Raw genomic sequence first — 15,821 nt, 5'->3', positions numbered from 1 at the left:
CTCAGGCCGCGGCGCGGTTCGGCGGTCCGGCTCGCGTGCCGTCCGGGTTGCGCAGATAGACGCCACTCTCCAGTTGCTGCCGGCGCAGTTCGTCGATGTCGATCTCGGCAGGCGGGCGGTTGCCGCGCACTGAGATCTTGGCGGCACGCCCGGCCGCCTCGCCCATCGCCATGCAGGTCGCCATCACGCGGATCGCGCCCATCGCCTCATGCGTCGCCGAGATGCTGCGGCCGGCGACCAGCAGGTTGCCGATCTTCTGCGGGACCAGCGAGCGATAGGGGATGTCATAGCAGTCGCCGCACCAGATCAGCGTGCAGCCATCGTCGGAGGGGCGATGGATGTCGATCGGATAGCTCGCCACCGCAATCGCGTCGTCGAAATGCTTGCAGGCCAGCACATCCTCCTGCGTCATCACATATTGCCCGACGATGCGGCGCGTCTCGCGGATGCCGAGGAAGGGCGCGGTCTTGGTGAAATAGGCCTTCTCGAAGCCCGGCACGTAGCCGACGAGATAGGCGACGATGTCATCGATCTGGGCGCGGCCCTCGATCTCGCCCCTGGTCAGGCTGCGGGCATCGGTGCCATCAGTGCCCTTGACGCGGGTCATGTTGATCCAGACCTCGCCCTTCTTCAGGCCGGTGATGATGATGGTGCGCTCGTTGGCGATCTTCAGCCCGCGTTCGGCCTTGGCCTTGGCCATGAGCTCGCGCATGCCGACGACGATGAACTGCCGGTTCTGGCCGAAATACTCCGCCGGAATGAAGTCGGTCAGGTAGGTGCGCGCCTCGGGCGGGGCGTTGGCTATGCTCATCCGCAGCGCGTCGGTATCGACGCCGGCAAGACAGAACATCAGCGTCGGCGGCTGCATGCCGCCCTCGGCATTGCCCTTCTCGGTCGGCACGCCGGCGCTGTAGGCGACATCGGCATCGCCGCTGCAGTCGATCACGACCTTGGCGAGGATGGCGGTGCGGCCGCTCTTACTCTCGGTGATGACGCCGCGGATGGTATCGTTCTCGACCAGTGCGCCGGCAAAGAACGTGTAGAACAGCACGTCGACGCCTGCTTCCGTCAGCATCTCCAGCGCCACGGTCTTCACCGCCTCCGGCTCGACCAGTGTGATGCCCATATGCAGCGGACAGGGCCGGTGCTCGCTCGCCCCGTCGCGCTCCTTGCGGAGGCGCTCGATGAATTTCTGCGGCAGGCCGTCGATGATCTGGTTGCCCTTCTGGCCGAGGAAGCCGAGCACCGGCAGGCCGATCGTCATGTTGCCGCCGACGAAGCTGCGGCTTTCGATGAGCCCGACGCGCAGGCCATCCTCGACCGCGGCCAGTGCCGCGGTGATGCCGGACGGCCCGCCGCCGACGACGAGCACGTCGTACTCGGCCGAGACGGGAATGGAGCGTGCCGGCTCCTCGATGAAGCGGGTCGATGCGGTCGACATGGCAGAGGTCCTTCAGGTGGAACGAATTCAGCAGGTCGGCTGCGGAGCTGCCCGCCCCGCAGCCTTGTGGCGTGATCAGGCGGGCATCATCGGCTTGACGCGCTCGATGATGGCGGAGACGGCGTCCTTGACGGGCTTGCGGCCGAGCACGGCGAGCTGAACCTCCTCTAGGAAGGTCGCCTGGGCGCGGGCGGCCTCCGGGAAGGGCGGGAAAGCACCACGGGCCGTCGCCAGCACCTTCGCCTCGACGGCAGCGAGCGGGTTCTTCGCCTTCAGCCCTTCATCGGCATAGGTCGAGACACGCACCGGGCCGTTGCCGTTAACGGCCATGCCCAATGTCACGCGCTTGCTCGACACCTCCTTGATGAAGCTCCAGGCGAGCGCCTTGTCCTTGGCGTTCTTCGGGATCGACATCGCCCAGGCCTCGACGACGGAGGCCATCGGCACCTTGCCCTTGATCGCGGCCGAGCCGGGGAACTCGACCGCCTTGATCCTGCCCGGAAACTTGCTCTGGTCGGGGTTGTTGAGCTGCGCACCGCGCGCGAAGGGCAGGACGGTGAAGGCGGCACGGCCTTGCTGCAGCCAGGTGACCTGGTCGTCGTTCTTGGTCGTCGCGTAGCTGCGCGGCAGGCTGCCGGCCTCGAACATGGCGCGCAGCGCGGCGAGCCCGCTCTCCAGCGCCTCGCGGTTCGGCACCAGCTTGAGGTCGGGGCTGACGAAGTCGCCGCCATAGGCGCGGGCGAACATCACCGGGAAGACGGCGAGATCGCTTGCCAGCACCATGCCGGTGACCGGCGTGCCGGCCTTCGAGGTGAAGGTGGTCTTCTTCGCCTGCTCGATCAGCTCTTCCAGCGTCGTCGGCGGCGCGGTGATGCCGGCCTCCTCCAGCAGCGCCTCGTTGTAGAACAGCCCCTGCGTGGCGTGGCGGACGGGGATGCCGATCAGCTTGCCGTCGACCGTCATGCCCTGCACGAGGCCGGGCGCGATATCGCCGAAATCCTCGATCGCATCCTGCTTCTGATAGGCCTCGAGCGGCTCGAACAGCGCGGCGATCTGCCAGGTCGGCCGGTTGTCGATGAGATAGCCCACGCCGTACTCGGTTTCCTTCAGGCTGGCCTCGCGGAAGAGCCGGTCCTGCAGCGGGTTGGAGTCGAAGGTGGTGAAGGCGATCTCGGCGTCGTTGGCCTTGCGCCAGCCCGCCATCAGGTCGCCGTCGCCGGTGCCCAGCACGGTCTGGTGGACCTTGTGGCTGAGCACGTTCAGCGTCTTGCCCGCGGCGAAAGCTGGACCTGCGGCGAGCGCGGCGGCGCCTGCCGCTCCGGCCATGAAGCTGCGGCGGGTCACCTCTGTTGCGGATGTCTTCGACATGGCTTCCTCCCTCTCGTGGTTGGCTACCCCTTCGTTGAGCCGGCGGTGAGGCCGGCCACGAGGTAGCGGTTCATGAAGACGACGAAGAGCAGGACGGGCACGAGCTGCACCGTCGAGGCGGCGAAGAGGATCCCCCAATCGACGCCGTCGATGGAGCCGATCATCTCCGAGATCACCAGCGGCGCTGTCTTGGCCCGCGTCGCGGTGAAGATGAAGGCGAAGAGGAACTCGTTCCAGGAGAAGACGATCACGAAGACCGCGACGGCGAGCATGCCCGGCATCGCCAGCGGCGCGATGACCTTGCGCAGGATGGTCATGCGGCTGGCGCCATCGATGGAGGCGGCCTCGTCGAGCTCGCGCGGGATCTGGTCCATGAAGGTGCGCATCAGCACCGTGCCGAGCGAGACGAAGAAGGTCGCGTAGAGCAGGATCAGGACGAGATGCGTGTCGCTGAGGCCGAGCGCGTTGACGATCGGGAACAGCGGCAGCGTCACCACGATCGGCGGGATCAGCCTGACGATGATCAGCCCGAGCAGGCTCGCGCCGAGCCAGCGCCCGGAGTTCCGTGAATAGACGTAACCGGCACAGGCGCTGGCGACGATGGCGAGCAGCGTCGCGCCGACCGTGATCATGAGGCTGTTCAGAAGGCCGTCGAAGAACACGCCCCAGGAGCGCCAGAGCTCGGTGTAGTGCTTCAGCGTCGGCATGAAGAGCCATTTCGGTGGCACGGCGAAGATGTCCTGCCCCGGCTTCAGCGACGACATCGCGATGAAGAGGATCGGGAACAGCGACCAGAACAGGATCGCGACGACGGCGAATGCCTTGCCCGCCCCGATGAGAAGGCGCTCAGTGCGCATGGGCGAGCCCTCCCCGCCTGAGCAGGAAGACATAGGCGCCGGCGAGCAGGAGCGACACCAGCACCATGATCCAGGCGGTGGCGGCGGCCGGGCCGAAAGCGTTGAAGCTGAAGGCTTCCTGATAGAGGTAGATCGCGACCACCTCGGTCGAGCGCGCCGGGCCGCCCTTGGTCAGCAGCCACGCTTCCGAGAACAGCCGGAAGGCGAAGATGTAACGGAAGAGCAGCGCGATCACCATGGCAGGGCCAAGCAGCGGCAGCGTCACGCGGCGGAAGGCCTGCCAGCGCGTCGCACCGTCGATGCGGGCGGCCTCGTAGAGTTCGGCGGGGATGGCGAGCCGCGCCGCGTAGACGATGATGAAAGTGAAGGGCAGGTGCAGCCACACGGTCAGGAGACCGATCAGGATCATCGCGTGCGAGGGCTCGAACGACCAGTCGAGCGTCGGCAGGCTGAGCGCCCGCAAGGCCAGTGTGACCGGACCGGCATCGGGATCGAACAGGAAGCGCCACATCACCACGGCCGTGACTTCGCTGACGGCATAGGGGGCGAGCACGGCAACGAGCAGGAACCGGCGGAACGGCAGGCCGCTCGCGAAAAGCAGCGCCATGCCGAGCCCGACGGCAAGCTCCAGATGGACGGCCACGACGACGAGAATGACGGTGTTCAGCAGCGCGCTGTGGAAGGCCGGGTCGGAGAGAACCCGCCAATAGTTCTGCAAGCCGACGAAGCTCGGCGCCTGGCCAAAGCTCGACGTGTTCAGGCTGAGCCACATCACATAGAACGACGGCAGCACGATTACGCTCAAGATGAGCAGGTGTACCGGCGCGAGCAGCGGCAGTATCCGTGCCGTTCTTTGAAGCTGCACTCTTTCCTCCAGGACTTCTTTCGATCCGGGCTCTGTCGGCCCGGTGATCTGTCAGTGCACGGCCTTGGGCGAAGCGGCTGGCATCTCCGGGTTCAGCAGCGGTTCGAGGTCAGGGGCATCGCGGCCATCCGCCTTGCCAGGCACGAGATCGCGGACGGAGTCGCGGGCCTGCAGGCTGGTCTGCAGGACGATGTGTTCGGGCGCGGCATGGTCGCCCGACATGCGTCCCCGCAGGCGCTGCCAGGCGGCCTCGGCGATCTCCGCGATCGGCTGGCGGATCGCGGTGAGGCCGGTCTTCCGGGCGCTCATCCAGGGATAATCGTCGAAGCCGACGACGGAGACGGGATTGGGTATGTCGATCCGCAGTCGCGCCAGGGCCGACAAGGTGCTCAGCGTCGTGACGTTGGTCAGCGCGATGACGGCGCTCGGCTGCGGGTGCCGTTCGAGCCAGTGCAGGAAGATGCCGGCGCCGCGATCGGCATTGGAACCGAGTTCGACGACGGTCGGCTCGCGGCCGAGCGTCGCCCGGATCAGCTGGCAGGCACCGCGGACACGCTCGCGGATCGGGGAGATGCCGATGCTGGAGGCGGCGACGACAATGTCGCGATGCCCCTTGGCCAGCAGGTGCCGGGCGGCGATCTCGCCCGCTTCGCGATTGTCGATCGCCACCGTATCGACGACCGACCCTTCGGGAGCGACGCGGTCGGCGAAGACCATGGGCAGCCGGCCGATCTCTCCGAGCAGGATCTCGGGCACAGCATCCGAGCAGGGCACGGCGATCAGCCCCGATGGCCTCCAGGCCAGCAAGGCGCGCAGCCGCGACTGCTCCAGCCCCAGATCGTCGCGCGAGCTTGAGACGATGATGTCGTAGCCATCCTTCTGCGCCATCACCTCGAGCTGGGAGACCAGAGAGGTGAAGAAGACGTCGTCGAGATCGGGAACGAGTACGCCGACCACGCGGGCCTGGCCCGAACGCAGCTGCGATGCGGCGCGGTCGACCTGGTAGGACAATTCGCGCGCAGCCGCCTTCACCCGCTCCTGCAGGTCGGCGTTGACCGGTTTGCGGCCGCTGAAGACGTTCGAGACCGTCGCGATCGAGACGCCCGCCCGCGCTGCGACTTCCTTGATCGTGATGCGCTTGGCAGCCATCCCGCGATCGCCTGTTAAACGTTTTTCTGTGAAACGTTTAACAGGCCGGATCGGAGGATGCAATCCTCAAACATGAAAGGTTCGACGCGATCAGCGGTGATACAGCGGAGGACGGTTCGTTCCGGGCAGTGCGCCGCCGACCGGCGCAAAGATCGAGATCGCCTGCGGGTGGACCTTGAAATGCGCCGGCGTCGCCGTGACGATCTCGCCATCGGTGTTCACCGGCATCGGCCGCTTCGTCTCGATCTCGAATTCGACGCAGCGCGCGGTGCGGACCTCCTGCCAGGCGCCATGGGTGCCGGAGCGAAACGAGCGCAGCATCAGCGCGAGCTTCCAGAGGTTCTTCATCTCCAGGCTGTAGAGATCGAGATGCCCGTCATCGATCTCAGCCGTTTCCTCGACCACATTGCCGCCGCCATAATGACGGCCGTTGCCGACCGCGATCTGGTAGGTCTCGACCTCGGTGGTCCGCCCCTTCTCGGTGATCTTCGCACTGAAATGCGAGGCGCGGGTCAGCACCTTCATGGCCGCCACCGCGTAGCCAAGCCTGCCGAAACGCTTCTTCAGCGCCGGATCGAGGCTTTGCGCGAGCTCGCTGCTCAGCCCGATACTCGCAACGTTGAAGAAGGCATGGCCATTGACCGTGCCGACATCGACGAGGCGCGTCGCGCCGCGCGCGATCACATCGGCGGCGGCTGGAAGGTCCATCGGGATGTCCAGCGTGCGCGCCAGATCGTTCGCCGTTCCCATCGGCATGATGCCGAGCGGCAGGCCGCTTTCCATGGCGGCCAGCGCCGCCGAGGACACCGAGCCGTCGCCGCCGCAGACGATGACGAGATCGGCCCTGTCGCGCAGGCGGACGATGTCGCGCGCGATCTCCGGCAAGGCCTCGAAGGTCTCGACGGCGACGTCGAGCCCACCCGCTTCCAGCCGCTGGAGAATCGGATCGATCGACTCCTGGCCGCGCCTGGCCTTGGGATTGCGCAGCAACAGCGCGCGCTTGCGGGTGGACGGGGTCATCGGCTCCTGCAGTGACTGAACATCGGGCAAGGCAGGTGGGGAACCTGCCCGCCGATTTCAACTGCGAGGGCTTTCCGGCGCGGCCGCCATTCGGCGATTGACAACGCAAACGGAGATATTTCAAACTTAAAATATTAGACCCTGGGGAACGGGCATATGCGGGTTATCATCGTTGGTGGCGGCATCGGCGGATTGACGCTGGCGCTGATGCTTCATGCCAGAGGGATAGCCGCCACGGTTTATGAGCAGGCCAGCGAGATTCGCGAAGTCGGCGTCGGAATCAACACGCTGCCACACGCGATCCGCGAACTCGCCGAGCTCGGCTTGCTGCCGGCGCTCGACGAGGTCGGCATCCGCACGCGCGAGCTCGTCTACATGAACCGCTTCGGGCAGGCGGTCTGGCGCGAGCCGCGCGGGTTGCATGCTGGGGCGCCGGTGCCGCAGTTCTCGATCCATCGCGGCCGGCTCCAACGCGTCATCCGCGATGCGGCGGCTGAGCGTCTCGGCGAGGATGCGATCCGCACCGGCCGCCGGCTGCTCGGCTTCGTGCAGGACGAAGGCGGCGTCACCGCGCATTTCAACGATGCTCGCTTCGGCGGTGCCGGCGAGACGGCGCGCGGCGATATCCTGATCGGCGCCGACGGCATCCATTCGGCCGTGCGGGCCTTCTATTTCCCGAACCAGGGCTCGCCATGCTGGCAAGGAGTCCAGATGTGGCGCGGCGCCTGCGACTGGCCGGTGTTCCTCGACGGCGAGAGTATGATCATCGCCGGCGGCATGGCCGGCAAGCTGGTGCTCTATCCGATCGGCAAGGGGGCAACGCCGCAGACGCGCCTGACCAACTGGGTGGTCAACATCCGGAACGGCGATCCAGAACGGCCGCCGCCTAAGGAAGCCTGGTCGAAGCCCGGCCGCCTCGAGGACGTGCTGCCCTTCGCGCGCCGCTTCAGCGTGCCCGATGTCGATATCCTCGGGCTGATCCGGGCGACCTCGACCTTCTGGGAATACCCGATGTGCGACCGCGACCCGCTGCCGCGCTGGACCCATGGCCGCGTCACGCTGCTCGGCGACGCCGCCCATCCGATGTATCCGGTCGGCTCGAACGGCGCCTCGCAGGCAATCCTCGATGCGCGCTGCCTTGCCGACTGGCTGGCGAAGGCTGAACATCCGCGCCAGGCGCTCGCGGCCTATGAGTCTCAGCGACTGCCGGCGACGGCCGAGGTGGTCGCGATGAACCGGGTCGGCGGTCCCGAGCGCGTCATCGACGCCGTGGAAGCGCTGGCGCCGAACGGCTTCGACGATGTCGAGCGCGTGCTCGGCTATGCCAAACGCGAGCAGATCGTGAAGTCCTATGCCGGCAAAGCAGGTTTCTCGGCCGAGCAGCTCGCAGCGCGGAAGGGCTGATCAGCCCGCCTCGGTCAGTTGACGAATGCGTGTTTTCAGCCGCGCATTGGCGGTCTCGCACGCTTTGAGCTGGCGCATCACGGCACGACATCAGCCGTGTCGGCGAAAGCGATGCCGATCCGATTGCCGTTTCGCCATTTCAGGCGCGCGGGATACTGGCGCTGCCGCGACGGGATCTCGATATCGAACGCCTCCGGCAGCGCGACCGCGTCCGACAGGATCATCAGCGCGCCGTGATCGGACAAGTTGCGGATCGTGCAATCCAGGGTCGAGCGCCGGCCGTTGAAGGCAACGACACCGCCAAGCAGCGTGCGCTGGCGCAGCAAGCGGCGACGTTCGATATCCATGACAACTGCTCCCGAACAATACGACCCAAGGTTGTGGACCCTATTAAACAAAGCGAGGGCAGGTTTTCACGCTTAACGATCGATTATCCTTAATGCGGAGGTGTGAGCCGGCGCCCGTCAAGCGACGCCGGCGCAATCCGCGCCCGCTCAGGCACCTTCGGGCGGCGGCGGCAGGAAGTCGACCTCGTGCCTGGCCGCAAGCGCGACGACATCGGCGGGCTTCTGCTCGGCCAGGGAATGGAGGCCCCAGAACAGATCGTAGAGCCGCGCCGTCGGCGAGACCCAGAACAGGCACTTCACCGTCGAATCGCTCTTGTTGAACAGGCCGTGCGGGACATTGCGCGGCAGGCGGATCAGGTCCCCGGCGGTGGCGAAGCTCTCCTGCCCGTCAAGGACGAGGTCGAGCCGACCCTCCAGCATGTAGATGAACTCGTCCTGCGTCGTGTGGATATGGGGCGGCACGAAGGTGCCGGGCGGCAGGGTCGCATGCCAGGAGAAACTATCTTCCGACAGGGTCTTGGGAACATAGGTCTGGCCGAGGATGCTCCAGGAAATCCCGTCGAGGCCTTCATTGGCGCGGGTCACGCCGGCTGTCAGCGGTTTCATGAGTATTTCCTCTCTGTTGGCGTTTGCTGATCGTAGAGCACATCGTCATCCCGGACACAGCGAAGCGCAGATCCCGGATCCATCGTCGAGCGCCGTCGCCCTTCGATGTATCCCGGCTCTGCGCGGCTGTGGCCGCTTGGCCGGAATGACGGCGCGGGTGGGATATCCAAAGGAACGAAACCTCGATTGTCCTTAGCCTTCAGAAGTGCAGGAAGCGATCCTTGACGGCGCCGTCGCTGCGCAGTTCCGCACTGGTGCCGCGCCAGACGACGCGGCCCTTCTCCAGTACAATATGGCGATCGGCGATCCTGACGAGCGCGTCGACATTCTTGTCGATGACGAGGATCGATTCCCCCTCCGCCTTCAGCGCCGTCAGGCAGTTCCAGATCTCCTCGCGGATCAGGGGAGCGAGCCCCTCCGTCGCCTCGTCGAGGATGGTCAATCGCGGATTGGTCATCAGCGCCCGGCCGATCGCCAGCATCTGCTGCTCGCCGCCGGAGAGCTGGTTGCCGCGATTCTCCCGCCTTTCGCGCAGGCGAGGGAAGAAGGCGTAGATGCGTTCGAGGTCCCAGCGCTTCTTGCCGGAGCGGTCCGCGGCGGTCGCGATCAAATTCTCCTCGACCGAAAGCGTCGGGAAGATCTGCCGCCCCTCCGGCACGAGGCCGATGCCGGCCTGCGCGATGCGGAAAGGTGCGGCGCCGGTGAGATCACGGCCGCCGAAGGCGATGCGGCCTGCCTTCGCCGGCAAGAGCCCCATGATGGCGCGCACCGTCGTGGTCTTGCCCATGCCGTTGCGGCCGAGCAGTGTCACCACCTCGCCTTCGCTCACGGTGAGATCGACCCCGAACAGGATTTGCGCCTCGCCATAGCCGGCATCGAGCCCTTCGACGCTGAGCATCGCTAGCCCTCCTCGCCTAGATAGGCCTGCCGCACGGCCGGATCGGCCCGGACCGCCGCCGGCTCGCCCGTGGCGATGACGCCGCCATAGACCAGCACGGTGACGCGGTCGGCCAGCGCGAAGACGGCGCTCATGTCATGCTCGACCAGCAGCATGGCGAAGCGGCCCTTCAGGCTCTTCAACAGGGCGATCAGGCGCTCGCCCTCCTCATGGCCGACACCGGCCAAAGGCTCGTCGAGCAGGATGAGCTTCGGCTGCAGGGTCAGCGCCATCGCAATCTCGAGCGCGCGCTTCTCGCCATGGGAGAGGCTTCCGGCCGGAGCATGGGCGCGTCCGGCGAGGCCGACCGCCTCGAGCGCTTCCCAGGCGGGCGCGTTGAGCGCCTGATCACGCGCAGCGTCCCGGAACAGCGAGAGCGGATGGCTGCTGCGGGCCTGCACGCCGAGCGCGACGTTCTCCAGCGCCGAGAGCGAGGCGATGGTCGAGGTGATCTGGAAGGTGCGGGCAAGACCGGCTCGCGCCCGCTTCTGCGGCGGCAGGCGGGTGACATCCGTGCCGCCGAACAGGATCGTGCCGGAATCGGGCCGCAGCGTCCCGGAAATCTGATGGACGAGCGTCGTCTTGCCGGCGCCGTTTGGGCCGATCAGGGCGTGCAGCTCGCCCGGCGCGATCGAAAGGTCGACCCCGTTGGTGACCTTGAGCGCTCCGAAGGACTTCGCGAGACCCTTGATTGCGAGCGCCGGCTCAGCCATCGCGGCTCCCCCGAAGCTTGGCCATGAGGCCGGCGATGCCACCGCGGGTGAACAGCACGAAGAGCACGATCAACGGGCCGAAGATCGCCTTCCAGTTCTGCGTCAGCCCAGAGAGCACATCCTCCACGGCCAGGAGCGCTATCGCACCGACGATCGCGCCATAGAGCGAGCCGACGCCGCCGAGCACGACCATGAAGATCAGCTCGCCCGAGCGCTGCCAGGACATGAAGGCGGGGCTGACGAAATCGGTCTGGTTGGCGAGCAGGAAGCCGGAGACCCCGGCCATCATGCCGCTGATCACATAGGCGCCGAGCCTGACATGGTCGACATCGTAGCCGGTCACCGTGACGCGCACGGCATTCTCGCGCGCCGCCCGCAGCACGCGGCCGAAGCGCGAAGCGACCAGCCGCCGGGCCAGCCAGTAGCAGAACGCCAGCGTGCCGAGCGCGATGTAGTAGAAGCCGGTGCGGTTGGCGAAGATCTCCCGCCCCAGCAGCGTGCTCTTCTCGTTGAGCGTCAGCCCGTCATCGCCGCCATAGCCTGAGAGCGCCTGGGCGAAATAGAAGGCCATCTGCCCGAAGGCGAGTGTGATCATGATGAAGGCGACGCCGCGCGTGCGCAGCGAGACATAGCCCGTCACTGCCGCGAAGATGCCGCAGACGATCAGGATCACAGGCAGCGCGACCAGCAGCTCCGTCTGCCCCTCGGTGATCAGGATGCCGGCGCCATAGGCGCCGATCCCGATGAAGGCGGCGTGCCCGAAGGAGACGAGGCCGCCGATGCCGAGAATGAGGTCCAGCGAGAGCGCGGCGATCGCGAAGATCATCGCCCGCGTCACCAGCGTCAGCCAATGCGAGGGCAGGCCGAGCGCAGTGGCCAGAGGCAGCAACGCCAGCAGGCCGAGTATGGCGAGCGGCGCCAGCCAGCGCACGGTCGGCGCCGCCGGCCGCGCGGCCATCGACGGGGTCGTCACCGCGCTCATGAGCGGCCCTTGGCGGGAAGCAGGCCCTCGGGCCGCACGAACAACACCGCCGCCATCACCAGATAGATCAGCATGGAGGAGAGCGCCGCCCCGGTCGCGCGGGCCGAGGCCGGCGCCATGAACAAGCGGAGCAGGTCGTTCATGGAAGAGCGGCCGAGCGTATCGACGAGGCCGACGATCAGCGCCCCGACGAAGGCGCCGCGGATCGAGCCGATGCCGCCGACGACGATGACGACGAAGGCCAGGATCAGCACGGTGTCGCCCATGCCGGGCTCGACGGAGAGGATCGGCGCCGCCATCGCCCCGGCGAAGCCCGCAAGCATGGTTCCGAAGGCAAAGACCACCATGAACAGCTTGCGGATGTCGACGCCAAGCGCGGAAACCATCGGCGCATTCGAGGCGCCGGCCCGGAGCAGCATGCCGGTGCGCGTCTTCTCGACGACGAACCAGAGCAGCGCGCCGACGCCGAGCCCTGCCCCGATCAGCGCGAAGCGATAGGTCGGGTAGAGGATACCATCGAGCAGCCGGACATTCCCGGAGAGGAATTCGGGCACCGGCACCGAAAGCGGCGCCGCGCCCCAGATCATCTTCACCGCCTGGTTGAGGAGAAGGATGAGCCCGAAGGTCGCCAGCACCTGGTCGAGATGGTCGCGCTCATAGAGATGCCGGAAGACCAGAAACTCGAATGCCAGCCCGAGCAGCAGCGCGGCGGCGAGCGCGAGCACGAGCCCGAGCATGAAGGAGCCGGTCAGGCCGACGAAGGTTACGGCGAGATAAGCGCCCAGCATGTACTGGACGCCATGGGCGAGGTTGATGAAGTCCATCACGCCGAAGACCAGAGTCAGTCCAGCCGCGACCAGGAACAGCAGGATGCCGAACTGGAGCCCGTTCAGGAGTTGGACGATCAGGAGGCTCGTTGTCATTGCGCGGTCCTACGTCAGGGCCGGTCATAAGACGTCATGCTCGGGCTTGACCCGAGCATCTCGTGACGAAGAGATCCCCGGGTCGAAGCTGCGCTTCGCCCGAGGATGACGCTTTGCGTCACTTCAGCGCGCAATCCTTGGCGTGCGGATCGGCGTAGTCGCTGAACACCTTCTCGGCGATCTCGGTCTGGAACTTGCCGTCGGCGCGCTTGGCGACCTTGACGAGGTAGAAGTCCTGAATGGGATAGCCATTGGTGTTGAACTTGAACTTGCCGCGCAGCGAGGTGAAATCGGCCTTCTTGATGGCCTCGCGCAGCTTGTCCGCGTTGCCGGCGCCGCCGGCCGCCTTCACCGCGGAATCGATCAGCATCGCCGCATCATAGGCCTGCTGCGCATAGGAACCGGGCACGATCTTGTAGGCGGCTTCATAGGCCTGGACGAAAGCCTTGGTCTGCGCATTGTCCATGTTGGGCGCCCAGGTCATGCCGCCATAGAGCCCGACCGCCGCGTCCTGCTGCGCCGGCAGGGTCGATTCATCGACCGTGAAGGCGGAGAGGAACGGGATCTTGCCCTGCAGGCCGGCCTGCGACCACTGCTTGACGAAATTGACGCCGGGCCCGCCGGGCAGGAAGGCGAAGACGACATCGGGCTTGGAGGAAGCGATCTTGGCGAGGTCGGCCGAGAAATCCATCGCGTTCAGCGGCGCATAGACCTCGTCGACGATCTCGCCCTTGAAGTAGCGCTTGAAGCCGGCGAGCGAGTCCTTACCGGCCTGATAGTTCGGCGCGATGATGTAGGCTTTCTTGTAGTTCTGGTCCTGCGCGTATTTGCCGAGGACCTCGTGCACCTGGTCGTTCTGGTAGGAGGTGACGAAGAAGTTCTTGTTGCAGGCCTTGCCCGCCATGGTCGAGGGGCCGGCATTCGGGCTGATCAGGAAGGCGCCGGAATCGAGGACGGGCTTGGCGATCGCGCCCAGGATGTTCGAGAAGACCGGGCCGACGACGAAGGCCGGCTTCTCGGTCTCGACATAGGTCCGCACCCGGTCCACCGCGACGTCGGGCTTCAGCTCGTCATCGATCACGGTGATCTTGACCGGCACGCCGCCGAGCTTGCCGCCGTTCTTGTCGACCGCGAGCTGGAAGCCGTCGCGGACCTGCTGGCCGAGCGATGCCGCCGGGCCGGTCAGCACGCTGACCACGCCGATCTTGAGCGGCTCCTGCGCCTGTGCGGAAGCGATGGAAAGCGCCAGCGCAGCGCAGCCGATTGCGAGGCCGAATTTGAAAGTCGTCATCGATGCCCTCCCGGGACGAACGAGCGAAAAAGGAGGCGCGGCCGGGTTCCCTCAAACTTCTGTGGCTCGCGCAGGAGCATATTGTTTCAAGCTTAAAATATCTGCAAGGGCCATGACGCGGAAATTTCGAGCGGCCGTGCCCATCGCTTCCCAGGCTGGAACGTCCGTCTACCCCAGCGCGAGCTCTTGCAGTTTTGCACGGCCCGCGAATAATCTCGACTACCCTTCCGTCTCGAGCGGGTGTCATCGTGTCATTCGTTGAACAACCGGTCGTCGCCCTCTTCCTCTCCCTGACGCTGGGCTACCTGATCGGAAAGATCCGAATCGGCCCCGTCCAGATCGGCGGCGTCTGCGGGACGCTGTTCGTGGCCCTCGCCATCGGACAGCTCGGCGTGACCCTCAGCCCGGACCTGAAGAACGTCGCCTTTGCGCTGTTCATCTACGCGCTCGGTTTCACGGCGGGGCCGCAGTTCTTCAACAATATCCGCGGCGGCCTGCGCTACGGCATCCTGTCATTCGTCGAGGTGGCGACGGTGCTGGCCCTGGTCGCGGTCGCCGTGCTGCTGTTCCGCCTCGATCCCGGCACGGCTTCCGGCCTTTTCGCCGGCTCGGCAACGGAGTCGGCCGTGCTGGGAACGGCTTCGGACGCGATCGGACGCCTTCCCCTACCGGCCGCGGAGATCGCCCGGCTGCAGGCCAACATGGCGACCGCCTATAGCGTGACCTATCTTTTCGGGCTCGTCGCCATCGTGGTCTTCACCACCCAGATCGGCCCGCTGCTGCTGCGGATCAACCTGCGGGAGGAGGCTGCCACCCTGGCGCGGCAGCTCGGCGCCGAGGATGACGGGGCCAAGGAAAACGGCGTGCCCGAGATCGTCTCGCGCACCTTCCGGGCCGGCCCTGTCGCCGGCGGCACCGTCGGGGCCTTCGAGAACAGCGTCAACGGCGTCGTCACGATCGAGCAGGTCGGGCGCGGCTCCGGTTTCGTCAAGGCGACGCCGGACATGCAGCTCGAAGCCGAGGATGTCGTCCTTGTCATCGGCCGGCGGCGCTCGGTCATCGCGATCGCCGAGCGCCTCGGCGCGGAAGTGCCGATGCCGGCGGGAGACAACGTTCCGCTGGTCGAACGTCAGGTCGTGCTGGTGCGCCGCGAGGTCAGCGGGCTGCGGATTCGCGACCTGCGCCGCCTGGCCAGCGACGAGCAGCGGCGCGGCGTCTTCATCTCGCATGTCCGCCGCCTCGGCCAGGGCATCCCCGCCCTGCCGGGCACGGTGCTGGAACAGGGCGACATCCTCACCCTCTATGGCTCGGAAGAAGCGATCACCCGCGCGGCGCCCGAGCTCGGGCATCTGCTGCCGACGACATCGGCGACGGACTTCGTCATGCTCGGCCTCGGCGTGGTCGCGGGCCTACTGCTCGGCGAGGTCGCGATTCAGGTCGGGGCACTCAACCTGACACTCGGCACCGGCGGCGGCGCACTCGTCTCGGGCCTCGTCTTCGGATGGCTGCACATGCACCGGCCCCAGCTCGGCGGCATTCCGCCGCAGGCAGCCGAGTTCATGAAGGATTTCGGATTGGCGACCTTCATCGCCGCGGTCGGCCTCTCGGTCGGCCCCGACGCCATCGCCCTGCTCAAGCAATACGGGCTCGTGCTGCCCGTGCTGTCGATCCTGGTTTCGGCCCTGCCCGGCCTCGCCTCGCTCTATATCGGGCGCTACCTCCTGAAGATCGAGGCGCCGATCCTGCTCGGCGCCATCGCCGGCCAGCATTGCAGCACGCCCTCGATCAGCGCGCTGGTCTCGCTCGCCGGCAATTCGACGCCGGTGATCGGCTATACCGTGACCTATGCCATCTCGAACGTGCTGCTACCTCTGATGGGGCCTGTGGTCGTCGGCATGGTCGGGATGATCGGCTAGAC

At 66.4% G+C, this 15,821-nt stretch carries 15 protein-coding genes; 2 read left to right on the top strand and 13 right to left on the bottom strand.

The window, feature by feature from the left end; all coding sequences use genetic code 11:
* Window position 1: 1 nt before the first annotated feature.
* The 6 genes from NWE53_RS21005 to NWE53_RS20980 all read right to left on the bottom strand — a co-directional run bounded on the left by NWE53_RS21005 (window position 2) and on the right by NWE53_RS20980 (window position 6,700).
* On the bottom strand, window positions 2–1,441 hold the full coding sequence (locus NWE53_RS21005; RefSeq protein ID WP_265051291.1) for an FAD-dependent oxidoreductase: 1,440 nt from the start codon (window positions 1,439–1,441) through the stop codon (window positions 2–4).
* Between the two features lie 75 nt (window positions 1,442–1,516).
* A complete protein-coding gene (locus tag NWE53_RS21000; protein ID WP_265051290.1) occupies window positions 1,517–2,809 on the bottom strand; it encodes an ABC transporter substrate-binding protein in 1,293 nt (430 codons plus the stop codon).
* 23 nt (window positions 2,810–2,832) lie between these two features.
* A complete protein-coding gene (locus tag NWE53_RS20995) occupies window positions 2,833–3,666 on the bottom strand; it encodes a carbohydrate ABC transporter permease (RefSeq protein WP_265051289.1) in 834 nt (277 codons plus the stop codon).
* The gene (locus NWE53_RS20990; protein ID WP_265051288.1) at window positions 3,656–4,531 is read right to left on the bottom strand and encodes a carbohydrate ABC transporter permease; all 876 of its coding nucleotides are present in this window, start codon (window positions 4,529–4,531) and stop codon (window positions 3,656–3,658) included. Before NWE53_RS20990 ends, NWE53_RS20995 begins: the two co-directional genes overlap by 11 nt.
* A gap of 51 nt (window positions 4,532–4,582) precedes the next feature.
* Window positions 4,583–5,680, bottom strand: coding sequence for a LacI family DNA-binding transcriptional regulator (locus NWE53_RS20985; protein WP_265051287.1), 1,098 nt, complete (start codon window positions 5,678–5,680; stop codon window positions 4,583–4,585).
* 90 nt (window positions 5,681–5,770) lie between these two features.
* The gene (locus NWE53_RS20980; protein WP_265051286.1) at window positions 5,771–6,700 is read right to left on the bottom strand and encodes a lipid kinase; all 930 of its coding nucleotides are present in this window, start codon (window positions 6,698–6,700) and stop codon (window positions 5,771–5,773) included.
* A gap of 156 nt (window positions 6,701–6,856) precedes the next feature.
* Here NWE53_RS20980 and NWE53_RS20975 point away from each other — a divergent pair, with 156 nt between their 5' ends.
* Complete coding sequence (locus NWE53_RS20975; RefSeq protein ID WP_265051285.1) at window positions 6,857–8,104, top strand: flavin-dependent oxidoreductase; 1,248 nt, start codon at window positions 6,857–6,859, stop codon at window positions 8,102–8,104.
* 77 nt (window positions 8,105–8,181) lie between these two features.
* Here NWE53_RS20975 and NWE53_RS20970 read toward each other — a convergent pair whose 3' ends face one another.
* The 7 genes from NWE53_RS20970 to NWE53_RS20940 all read right to left on the bottom strand — a co-directional run bounded on the left by NWE53_RS20970 (window position 8,182) and on the right by NWE53_RS20940 (window position 13,903).
* On the bottom strand, window positions 8,182–8,430 hold the full coding sequence (locus NWE53_RS20970; protein WP_265051284.1) for a PilZ domain-containing protein: 249 nt from the start codon (window positions 8,428–8,430) through the stop codon (window positions 8,182–8,184).
* A gap of 168 nt (window positions 8,431–8,598) precedes the next feature.
* Complete coding sequence (locus NWE53_RS20965) at window positions 8,599–9,057, bottom strand: cupin domain-containing protein (RefSeq protein WP_265051283.1); 459 nt, start codon at window positions 9,055–9,057, stop codon at window positions 8,599–8,601.
* Window positions 9,058–9,256: 199 nt separating this feature from the next.
* The gene (locus NWE53_RS20960) at window positions 9,257–9,955 is read right to left on the bottom strand and encodes an ABC transporter ATP-binding protein (protein WP_265051282.1); all 699 of its coding nucleotides are present in this window, start codon (window positions 9,953–9,955) and stop codon (window positions 9,257–9,259) included.
* Between the two features lie 2 nt (window positions 9,956–9,957).
* A complete protein-coding gene (locus tag NWE53_RS20955; protein WP_265051281.1) occupies window positions 9,958–10,707 on the bottom strand; it encodes an ABC transporter ATP-binding protein in 750 nt (249 codons plus the stop codon).
* Complete coding sequence (locus tag NWE53_RS20950) at window positions 10,700–11,689, bottom strand: branched-chain amino acid ABC transporter permease (RefSeq protein WP_265051280.1); 990 nt, start codon at window positions 11,687–11,689, stop codon at window positions 10,700–10,702. The genes NWE53_RS20955 and NWE53_RS20950 overlap by 8 nt, the downstream gene beginning before the upstream one ends.
* Window positions 11,686–12,612 carry a branched-chain amino acid ABC transporter permease gene (locus NWE53_RS20945; protein WP_265051279.1) on the bottom strand — a complete coding sequence of 309 codons (927 nt, stop codon included), beginning with the start codon at window positions 12,610–12,612 and terminating at the stop codon, window positions 11,686–11,688. Before NWE53_RS20945 ends, NWE53_RS20950 begins: the two co-directional genes overlap by 4 nt.
* Before the next feature lie 118 nt (window positions 12,613–12,730).
* A complete protein-coding gene (locus NWE53_RS20940) occupies window positions 12,731–13,903 on the bottom strand; it encodes an ABC transporter substrate-binding protein (protein WP_265051278.1) in 1,173 nt (390 codons plus the stop codon).
* Window positions 13,904–14,151: 248 nt separating this feature from the next.
* On the opposite strand from NWE53_RS20940, the gene aspT reads away from it, so the two are divergent.
* On the top strand, window positions 14,152–15,819 hold the full coding sequence (gene aspT / locus NWE53_RS20935) for an aspartate-alanine antiporter (RefSeq protein ID WP_265051277.1): 1,668 nt from the start codon (window positions 14,152–14,154) through the stop codon (window positions 15,817–15,819).
* Window positions 15,820–15,821 lie beyond the last annotated feature (2 nt).

Origin of the sequence: Bosea sp. NBC_00550 (assembly GCF_026020075.1) — a bacterium.
Taxonomy (GTDB): Bacteria; Pseudomonadota; Alphaproteobacteria; order Rhizobiales; family Beijerinckiaceae; genus Allobosea.
Note: the sequence above shows the minus strand (reverse complement) of the source record. Positions and strands in the feature narration are given on the sequence as shown.